Genomic DNA, 10090 nt, shown 5'->3' on the forward strand with positions numbered 1-10090 from the left:
AGGTATGGTCCGGAACACAATCACCCCAGTGCAAATCGCCAGGGCATTGCGTGCAGCCAAGGAGCGGCACTGATGTCCAGTCTGGCAGATGCAATCATCCAGAGTGATCTGGACATCGCCCCATTGTTGTTGCCCGCGCAGGTCTTGCGCAACGACGCACAAGCCATCAAGGCTGCCCAAGAGCTGGCGCAAGTCGCCCGCCTGCACGCCGCCAAACGTGACCAGCAGCGCAAGTTGCCCTGGTCGGAAATCGAACAGTTCACCCGCAGCGGCCTGGGCAGCATTGCCATCCCGCGTGAGTACGGCGGCCCACAGGTTTCATTCGTCACCGTTGCCGAAGTCTTCGCGATCATTTCCGCAGCCGACCCGGCCCTGGGGCAGATCCCGCAGAACCAGTTCGGGATTCTCAACCTGATACTGGGCAGTGCCACCGAGTCGCAGAAAAAACAGCTGTTCAAAAGCGTGCTCGAAGGCTGGCGGATCGGTAACGCGGGGCCGGAGCGCGGTACCAAAAACACCCTGGAGCTCAAGGCGCGAATCACCGCAGACGGCGATGGCTTCGTCATCAACGGGCAGAAGTTCTACTCCACCGGCGCCTTGTTCGCCCATTGGGTGGCCGTCAAGGCGCTGAACGACGACGGCAAGCAAGTGTTGGCCTTCGTTCGTCGTGGCACGCCGGGTTTGCGCATCGTTGACGACTGGTCGGGATTCGGCCAGCGCACCACCGCCAGCGGCACCATTTTGCTCAACAACGTGCGGGTCGACGCCGAGTTGGTGGTGGATAACTGGAGGATCAACGACAGCCCGAACACTCAGGGCGCCGTATCGCAGCTGATTCAAGCAGCCATCGACGCCGGCATCGCCCGGGGCGCTATCGATGACGCCATCGAATTCGTGAAAACCCGTGCCCGGCCCTGGATCGACGCCAAGGTCGAACGGGCCAGCGACGACCTCTACGTGATCGCCGATATCGGCAAGCTGAAAATTGAACTGCACGCCGCCGAAGCGCTGCTGCGCAAGGCCGGGCAAGTGCTCGATCAGGTCAACGCCGCGCCGCTCACCGCCGAGTCTGCGGCACGCGCCTCGATTGCCGTTGCCGAGGCCAAAGTGCTGACCACCGAGATCTCGCTGCTGGCCAGCGAAAAACTCTTCGAGCTGGCCGGCAGCCGCGCCACCCTCGCCGAGTTCAACCTCGACCGCCACTGGCGCAATGCCCGGGTGCACACGCTGCACGACCCGGTGCGCTGGAAGTATCACGCGGTTGGCGCATATCACTTGAACGGCACGTTGCCGGCTCGCCACTCCTGGATTTAACGACCAGATCGCTGGAGAAACACATGTCTCTTTCTCGAAACGTCGCGGTCATTACCAGCGATGAGCAAGCCCTGATCGTCGCCGGTGACCTGGCCGACGACTTCAAACGCGATAGCGCCCTGCGCGACCGCGAACGTCGTTTGCCGCACCCGGAACTGGAAGTGTTTTCCCGTTCGGGTCTTTGGGGCATCAGCGTGCCAAAGGAATACGGCGGCGCCGGGGTTTCCAACGCCACCCTGGCCAAAGTGATCGCGTTGATCGCCCAGGCTGACGGCTCCCTGGGGCAGATCCCGCAGAACCATTTCTACGCCCTCGAAGTGCTCCGTGTGAACGGCAGCCATGAGCAGAAAAAACGCCTGTACGCCGAAGTGCTGGCCGGCCAGCGTTTCGGCAATGCACTGGCGGAACTGGGCACCAAAACCGCCCATGACCGCGTCACCCGCCTGACCCGCAACGGTGACGGCTATCGCATCAACGGCCGCAAGTTCTACGCCACCGGCGCCATTTACGCCCAGCGCATCCCCACCTCAGTAGTGGATGAAAACGGCGTGCAGCAGCTGGCCTTCGTCCCGCACAACAGCAAAGGCCTGACGGTCATCGACGACTGGAGCGGCTTCGGCCAGCGCACCACCGGCAGCGGTTCGGTGGTGTTCGAGGATGTCTACGTTGCCGCCGAAGACGTGATTCCATTTCAAAGCGCATTCGAACGCCCGACCACTGTCGGCCCATTGGCGCAGATTCTCCACGCCGCGATCGACACCGGCATTGCCCGCGCAGCCTATGAAGATGCATTGCATTTCGTGCGCACCAAAACCCGACCGTGGATCGACGCCACGCATGAAACAGCCACCGAAGACCCGCTGACCATCAAGAGTTTCGGCCACTTGAGTATTCGTCTGCACGCCACCGAAGCCTTGCTGGAACGCTCCGGCGAATTCCTCGACCGGGCCCAGGCCGACACCAATGCCGAGACCGTCGCCGCCGCGTCGATTGCGGTTGCCGAAGCCCGGGCCATCAGCACTGAGATCTCCCTCGCCGCCGGCAGCACGTTGTTCGAACTGGCTGGTAGCCAGGCGACCCTGATTGAGCACGGCCTCGATCGGCACTGGCGCAACGCCCGGGTGCACACCCTGCACGACCCGGTGCGCTGGAAGTATCACGCGGTGGGCAATTACTACCTCAACGATGAAAACCCGCCGTTGCGGGGGACCATTTGATGAGCAAAAAGAAGATCCTGCTCAACGCGTTCAACATGAACTGCATCGGGCACATCAACCATGGCCTGTGGACCCATCCACGGGACACGTCCACCCAGTACAAGACGATCGAATACTGGACCGAACTGGCGCAACTGCTGGAGCGCGGACTGTTCGACGGTCTGTTCATCGCCGACATCGTCGGCGTGTACGACGTCTACCAGAACTCGATCGACGTGCCGCTCAAAGAGTCGATCCAGTTGCCGGTCAACGACCCGCTGCTGCTGGTCTCGGCCATGGCCGCGGTCACCAAGAACCTCGGCTTCGGCCTGACCGCCAATCTGACCTACGAGCCGCCGTATCTGTTCGCCCGACGCCTGTCGACGCTTGATCATCTGAGTCGCGGCCGGGTCGGCTGGAACATCGTCACCGGCTATCTGGACAGTGCCGCCAAGGCCATGGGCCTCAGCGAGCAGGTGGAACATGACCGACGTTACGACCAGGCCGACGAATACCTGCAAGTGCTCTACAAACTCTGGGAAGGCAGCTGGGAAAACGGCGCGGTGCTCAACGACCGCGAGCAACGGATCTACGCCCAGCCAGACAAAGTGCACAAGGTCGAGCACAAGGGCGAGTTCTATCAGGTCGAGGGTTATCACCTCTGCGAGCCGTCGCCGCAACGCACGCCGGTGCTGTTCCAGGCCGGCAGCTCCGATCGCGGTTTGCTGTTCGCCGGTCGGCATGCCGAGTGCGTGTTCATCAGCGGCCAGAACAAACCGGCGACCCGGATCCAGGTGGACAAGGTGCGCGCCAGCGCCGTCGAGGCCGGGCGCAATCCTTGGGACATCAAGGTGTTCATGGGCTTGAACGTGATCGTCGGCGCCACCGAAGCGCTGGCCTGGGCCAAGCATGCCGAATACCTGAGCTACGCCAGCGCCGAGGCCGGCGTCGCGCACTTTTCGGCGTCCACCGGGATCGATTTTTCCGAGTACGAACTCGACGAACCGATCCAGTACGTGAAGAGCAACGCCATCCAGTCTGCCACCAAGAACCTGCAAAACAACGACTGGACCCGCCGCAAACTGCTGGAACAACACGCCCTCGGTGGCCGCTACATCACCGTGGTCGGCTCGCCTGAGCAAGTGGCCGATGAGCTGGAATCATGGATCGCCGAAACCGGCCTCGACGGCTTCAACCTGACACGGATCGTCACCCCGGAAAGCTATGTGGATTTCATTGAGCTGGTGATTCCGGAGTTGCAGCGCCGAGGGTCATACAAGACCGCTTACGACGACGGCAGCCTGCGGGAAAAACTGTTTCAGCGTGACGCGCATTTGCCTGAGCAACACACGGGCTCCCACTACCGACACTAAAACCTGTGGCGAGGGAGCTTGCTCCCGCTCGACTGCGCAGCAGTCGCAAAACCTGCTGGCGAGTTTCAACTGACTGAACTCATTGAATGGCTTTGGGGCCGCTTCGCAGCCCAGCGGGAGCAAGCTCCCTCGCCACAAAAGCATGCACATTAAACAATTGACTGGAAAATCATCATGACCAAAAAACTCTTATCCCACCCAGTCAAAGCACTGGCCCTGGCCCTCGGCCTCTTCAGCTCCATCACCTTCGCCGCCGACGCGCCGTTGAAGGTCGGCACCACCGCCGCCTTCGCCATTCCGCTGGAAGCCGCCGTAGAGGAAGCCAGCAAACAAGGCCTGAAAGTCGAACTCGTGGAGTTCAGCGACTGGATYGCTCCCAACGTCAGCCTCGCCTCGGGYGACATCGACGTGAACTATTTCCAGCACATCCCGTTCCTGGAAAACGCCAAGGCCGCGGCCGGCTTTGATCTGGTGCCGTTCGCCCCGGGCATCATCAACAACGTCGGCCTCTATTCGAAGAAATACAAAAGCTTCGCCGAGTTGCCAGAAGGCGCCAGCGTGGCCATCGCCAACGACCCGATCAACAGCGGTCGCGGCCTGCAACTGCTAGCCAAGGCCGGCTTGATCACCCTCAAACCGGGCGTCGGCTACAAGGCCACCGAAGAAGACATCATCGCCAACCCGAAGAAAATCAAAATCCTTCAGGTTGAAGCCGTGCAACTGGTACGCGCCTATGACGACGCCGATCTGGTCCAGGGTTATCCGGCCTACATTCGCCTGTCGAAAACCTTCGATGCCAGCTCGGCCCTGCTGTTCGATGGTCTCGATCACAAGGAATACGTGATCCAGTTCGTGATCCAGCCGAAAAGCAAAACCGACCCACGGCTGATCAAATTCGTCGACATCTATCAGCACTCGCCAGCGGTTCGCGCAGCGCTGGATAAAGCCCACGGCAAGCTCTATCAAGCCGGCTGGGAAAGCTGAGCATGACGGCCGCCATCCAACGGCGACTGGAGACTCCAGAGCCACACAGTGCTGAACGCACYGAGCTCCACCCCGAGCTGAACCGCGCCCACGTGCGCTTCATCGGCCTGGGTAAAACCTACAATGGCCAGCAAGGTCCGGTGGCGGCCCTGCACGGTATCGACCTGGCAATCCAACGCGGCGAAGTGTTCGGCATCATCGGGCGCAGCGGTGCCGGCAAGTCGTCTCTGATCCGTACCATCAACCGCCTCGAACAACCGAGCAGCGGGCGAGTACTGATCGATCAGGTGGACATCGGCGAGTTCGATGAAGACCGACTGGTGGCGCTGCGCCGGCGCATCGGCATGATCTTCCAGCACTTCAATTTGATGTCAGCCAAGACGGTTTGGCAGAACGTCGAATTACCATTGAAAGTCGCCGGTGTGCCCAAGGAAAAACGCGAGCAGAAGGTCCGTGAATTGCTCGAACTGGTGGGTCTGCAAGGTAAACACAAGGCTTATCCGGCGCAGCTTTCCGGCGGGCAGAAACAACGTGTCGGCATCGCCCGTGCGTTGGTGCATGACCCGGAGATTCTGCTGTGCGACGAGGCCACTTCGGCCCTCGATCCGGAGACCACCCAATCGATCCTCGGCCTGCTGCGCGAGATCAACCAGCGACTGGGCCTGACCATCGTGCTGATCACCCACGAGATGGCGGTGATCCGCGATATCTGCGATCGGGTCGTGGTGTTGGAGCACGGGCGAATCGTCGAGCAGGGGCCGGTCTGGGAGGTCTTCGGCAACCCGCAGCATGAAGTGAGCAAGACCTTGCTCGCGCCGCTGCAACACGGCCTGCCGGATGAACTGCAAAGCCGCTTGCGGGCACAGCCGCAGTCTTCGGACGCTGCCGTGGTCCTGCGCTTGCAATTCACCGGCAATACACGCGACGAGCCAGACCTGGCGGCGCTTTTCAGCGCCCTCGGTGGCCGCGTGCGTTTGCTGCAAGGGGGCGTGGAACGGATTCAGGGCCATGCGCTGGGGCAATTACTGCTGGCGGTGACCGGTTCGTCCCTCGGTGCCGAGGAATTGCGTCAGCGCGCCAGTCATTGGGCGCAACAGGTGGAGGTGCTGGGTTATGTGGTTTGATCGATTGCTGCAAGGCTTCATCGACACCTTCCTGATGGTCGGCGTGTCGTCACTGATCGCGCTGTTGGTGGGTATTCCRCTGGCGGTGATCCTGGTCACCAGCACCAAAGGCGGGATCTACGAAGCACCGGCGCTGAACCGCGCACTGGGCGCGTTCGTGAACCTGTTCCGCTCGATTCCGTTTCTGATTTTGATGGTGGCGCTGATTCCGTTCACCCGGTTGATCGTCGGCACCACCTATGGCGTTTGGGCAGCGGTGGTGCCGCTGACTATTGCCGCTACGCCGTTCTTCGCACGCATCGCCGAAGTCAGCCTGCGGGAAGTCGACCACGGGTTGATCGAAGCGGCGCAGGCAATGGGTTGCCGACGCTGGCATATCGTCTGGCATGTGCTGCTGCCCGAGGCGCTGCCGGGGATTGTCGGCGGCTTCACCATTACGCTGGTGACCATGATCAACTCGTCGGCCATGGCCGGGGCGATTGGCGCTGGTGGGTTGGGCGACATTGCTTATCGATATGGGTATCAGCGCTTTGACAGCCAGATCATGTTGACGGTGATTGTGTTGCTGGTGGTGTTGGTGGCGGTGATTCAGTTGGGTGGGGATCGGTTGGCGCGGGGGTTGAACAAGCGCTGAATCAAGATCAAAAGTGCGAAAGCGCTTATAGTCAGTGCTTCTTTCTTTTTCTGTGCAGCCGACCATGAAACAGACTCCCGCCGACCTGGAGCAGATCACCTCTACCACCCTGGGCCATTACAACGCGGTGGCCGAGGACTTCCGTGAAGGCACTCGCGATCACGATGTCAGCCAGAACATCGATGCCCTGTTGCGGCATATTCAGGGTGAGGCGCCCTTCAGCATTCTCGACTTTGGCTGTGGCCCCGGCCGCGACCTGAAAACCTTCACCCGCCTGGGCCACATCGCCATCGGGCTCGACGGTTCGGAAAAGCTTGCGCAGATGGCCCGGGACGACAGCGGTTGCGAGGTCTGGCAGCAGGACTTCCTGAAGCTCGATCTGCCAGCCGAGCGGTTTGACGGGATTTTTGCCAACGCGGTGCTGTTTCATGTCCCGAGCCAGGAGTTGCCCAGGGTGTTGAAGCAACTGCGCGCGGCATTGAAGCCGGGCGGTGTGTTGTTCAGTTCCAATCCCCGTGGCGAGAATCAGGAAGGCTGGAACGGACCGCGTTATGGGGCGTATTACGACCTGGCGGCGTGGCAACAAATACTGACCGAGGCGGGGTTTGTGGAGCTTGAGCATTACTACCGGCCGGCGGGGCTGCCACGGGAGCAGCAGCCTTGGTTGGCCAGCGTTTGGCGTCGAGCCGACTGATCGTTACGGCGCTTGTTTCTTCGGCTCGCGTACCTTGTACCAGGCCACATACAGCGCCGGCAAAAACAGCAGCGTCAGCAAGGTGGCGATGATGATCCCGCCAATCATCGCGTAGGCCATCGGCCCCCAGAACACTTCCCGGGCAATCGGGATCATCCCCATGCTCGCCGCCGCTGCCGTCAACAAAATCGGCCGACGCCGATGCTCCGTGGCCTGCACCACCGCGTCCCACGGCGTATAACCGCTCTTCTCGAAAGAGTCGATTTGGGTCACCAGAATCACCGAGTTGCGGATGATGATGCCGATCAGCGCCAGAATCCCGAGGATCGCCACGAAGCCCATGGGCGTGCCGGTCGGAATCAGCGCCAGCACCACGCCGATCAAGCCGAGCGGCGCGACGCTGGCCACCAGGAACAGCTTCTGCACGCTGTGCAACTGGATCATCAGGAAGGTCGCCATCAAAAACAGCATCAACGGCACCACCTTGGCAATCGGCCCCTGGGCCTTGCCGCTTTCCTCCACCGTACCGCCAGTGGCGACTTTGTAGCCCACCGGCAAACCGGCGGCGAACTTGTCGATGTCCGGTTGCAACTGCTTCACCAGGTCGGTCGGCTGAATCTCGTCGCGCACCGCAGCCTTGATGGTGATGGTCGGTTTGCGGTCACGACGCCATACCAGCGGTTGCTCCAGTTCGTAGCGCACCGTGGCGAACGCCAGCAGCGGTATCGAAGTGCCGCCGGGGGTGACGATCTGCAAGTTCTGCAAGGTTTCCGGGCTGCCGCGCTCGGCATCTTCAGCGCGGCCGACCACGTCGATCAGGTAGATGTCGTCATCGACCTGCGTCACCGGCGAGCCGACGACGATGCTGTTCATCAGGTTCGCCACGTCTTCCGACGACAGCCCCAGTTGCCGCGCCTTGTCTTGCGCGATGTCGATGCGTAGCACTTTGCCCGGCTCGTTCCAGTCGTAAATGATCTCGCCGATGTGCGGGTTTTTATCCAGTTCAGTGGCCAGGGCGATCGCGTGTTTGCGCACTTGATCGATGTCTTTACCGCTGACCCTGTATTGAATCGGACGCCCCACCGGCGGGCCCATTTCCAGGGCCTGGACGTAACTGCCGATGCCGACGAAGTCTTCACGCAAGCGCTTTTGCAAACGAGCAGTCAGCGCCGTGCGTGACTCCAGGCCTTTGCTGACGATCACCAGTTGCGCGTAGTACGGGTTCTGCAACTGCTGGTCGAGAGGCAGGTAGAAACGGATCGCACCCTCGCCGATGTAGGTGCTCCAGCGCACGATGTCCGGGTCGCCCTTGAGCGTCGCTTCAAGCTTGTCCACGGCTTTGCGGGTTTCGGCGATCGAGGCGTTTTGCGGCAGGTTCAGGTCGACGAGGATTTCCGGGCGGTCCGAGGACGGGAAGAACTGGTTCTGCACGAACTGCATGGAAAACACCGAGAGCACGAACAGCGCCACGGTGATACCGATGGCCCACCAGCGATTGCGCATGGCCCACAGCAGGCCGCCATTGAACGCCCGACCGATGCGCCCTGGCTCTGCGTCGTGAGGTTTCACATTGCTGCTCAGAATATGCACACCGAGTACCGGGGCGAACAGCACGGCGACGATCCATGACACCAGCATGGCCACCGCGATCACCGCGAACAGCGTGAAGGTGTACTCACCGGCGGAGCTCGCGTTCAAGCCGATCGGCACGAAACCGGCGACGGTAACCAGCGTGCCGGTGAGCATCGGGAACGCCGTCGAGGTGTAGGCGAAGGTCGCCGCCTGTTCTTTGGTTTCGCCCATTTCCAGGCGCGTGACCATCATCTCCACCGTGATCATCGCGTCGTCCACCAGCAGGCCGAGGGCGATGATCAGCGCTCCGAGGGAAATCCGCTGCATGGTGATGCCACTGTATTCCATGAAGAGGAAGACCATCGCCAGCACCAACGGAATCGAACACGCCACCACCAGCCCGGCGCGCACGCCAAGGCTGACGAAGCTGACGATCAGCACGATCACCACGGCCTCGAACAATGCACTGGTGAAACCGCCGACCGCTTCTTCCACCACTTCGGCCTGATCGGAAACGTTGTGCACACCAACGCCCACCGGCAGGTCGGCCGTCAGCTCGTTCATGCGCAGATGCAGCGCCTTGCCAAATGCCTGAATGTTGCCGCCCTTCTTCATGGCGATTGCCAGGCCGATGGCCGGCTGGCCGTTGAAACGAAACTCCGGGGTGGCAGGATCGACATAGCCACGGCTGATGTCGGCGATGTCGGCCAGGCGGTAGAAGCGGTCGTTGAGCTTCAGGTTGACGTTGGCCAGGTCTTTCTCAGAGGCAAACTGCCCCGAGGTCCGCACCGAAATCCGCTCCGGGCCGGCCTCGATCACTCCCGCCGGGGTCACGGCATTCTGTGATTGCAGGCTCTGCACCACCTGGCGCTGATCGATGCCGAGGGCGGCGAGTTTGCGGGTGGAGAAGTTCAGGTACAGCACTTCATCCTGCTCGCCGATCATTTCGACCTTGCCCAACCCTGGCACTTCACGGATTTCGGCACGCACCTGTTCCACGTAATCGCGTAGCTGGCGCATTGACAGGCCGTCAGAGGTAAAGGCATACACCGAACCGAACACGTCACCGAACTCATCGTTGAAGCCCGGCCCTTGCAGGCCTTGCGGGAAGTCGCCGCGGATGTCGTTGATCTTCTTGCGCACCTGATACCAGATTTGCGGAATGTCCTTGGCGCTGGTGGTGTCGAGCAGATTAACGA

At 61.3% G+C, this 10090-nt stretch carries 8 protein-coding genes; 7 read left to right on the forward strand and 1 reads right to left on the reverse strand.

The features are described 5' to 3' along the window. Window positions 1-72 precede the first annotated feature (72 nt). From AC1DLB_RS10705 to AC1DLB_RS10735, 7 genes are all read left to right on the forward strand, one after another. Complete coding sequence (locus AC1DLB_RS10705; RefSeq protein WP_019651519.1) at window positions 73-1314, forward strand: SfnB family sulfur acquisition oxidoreductase; 1242 nt, start codon at window positions 73-75, stop codon at window positions 1312-1314. 23 nt (window positions 1315-1337) lie between these two features. Then, a complete protein-coding gene (locus AC1DLB_RS10710; RefSeq protein ID WP_064615814.1) occupies window positions 1338-2531 on the forward strand; it encodes an SfnB family sulfur acquisition oxidoreductase in 1194 nt (397 codons plus the stop codon). Beyond that, window positions 2531-3883 carry an LLM class flavin-dependent oxidoreductase gene (locus AC1DLB_RS10715; RefSeq protein WP_477744102.1) on the forward strand — a complete coding sequence of 451 codons (1353 nt, stop codon included), beginning with the start codon at window positions 2531-2533 and terminating at the stop codon, window positions 3881-3883. The genes AC1DLB_RS10710 and AC1DLB_RS10715 overlap by 1 nt, the downstream gene beginning before the upstream one ends. 174 nt (window positions 3884-4057) lie before the next feature. Further along, window positions 4058-4867 carry a MetQ/NlpA family ABC transporter substrate-binding protein gene (locus AC1DLB_RS10720; protein WP_018929340.1) on the forward strand — a complete coding sequence of 270 codons (810 nt, stop codon included), beginning with the start codon at window positions 4058-4060 and terminating at the stop codon, window positions 4865-4867. A 2-nt stretch (window positions 4868-4869) separates the two neighbouring features. Continuing rightward, window positions 4870-5991: a methionine ABC transporter ATP-binding protein gene (locus AC1DLB_RS10725; RefSeq protein ID WP_086944172.1), complete on the forward strand. Its 1122-nt coding sequence runs from the start codon at window positions 4870-4872 to the stop codon at window positions 5989-5991. Next, window positions 5981-6625 carry a methionine ABC transporter permease gene (locus AC1DLB_RS10730; protein WP_018929342.1) on the forward strand — a complete coding sequence of 215 codons (645 nt, stop codon included), beginning with the start codon at window positions 5981-5983 and terminating at the stop codon, window positions 6623-6625. The genes AC1DLB_RS10725 and AC1DLB_RS10730 overlap by 11 nt, the downstream gene beginning before the upstream one ends. A gap of 64 nt (window positions 6626-6689) precedes the next feature. Then, entirely contained in the window at window positions 6690-7319 is a 630-nt protein-coding gene (locus AC1DLB_RS10735) for a class I SAM-dependent methyltransferase (RefSeq protein ID WP_086944173.1), read from the forward strand. A gap of 3 nt (window positions 7320-7322) precedes the next feature. Here AC1DLB_RS10735 and AC1DLB_RS10740 read toward each other — a convergent pair. After that, the coding region (locus AC1DLB_RS10740; protein WP_477784982.1) for an efflux RND transporter permease subunit at window positions 7323-10090 on the reverse strand (2768 nt) is incomplete at its 5' end.

This window comes from Pseudomonas sp. 05N434 (assembly GCF_056396965.1).

Bases quoted from the DNA above. Each gene is read 5' to 3' on its own strand.
- AC1DLB_RS10705 (WP_019651519.1), top strand. From the start codon at position 73: ATGTCCAGTCTGGCAGATGCAATCATCCAGAGTGATCTGGACATCGCC.
- AC1DLB_RS10710 (WP_064615814.1), top strand. From the start codon at position 1,338: ATGTCTCTTTCTCGAAACGTCGCGGTCATTACCAGCGATGAGCAAGCC.
- AC1DLB_RS10715 (WP_477744102.1), top strand. From the start codon at position 2,531: ATGAGCAAAAAGAAGATCCTGCTCAACGCGTTCAACATGAACTGCATC.
- AC1DLB_RS10735 (WP_086944173.1), top strand. From the start codon at position 6,690: ATGAAACAGACTCCCGCCGACCTGGAGCAGATCACCTCTACCACCCTG.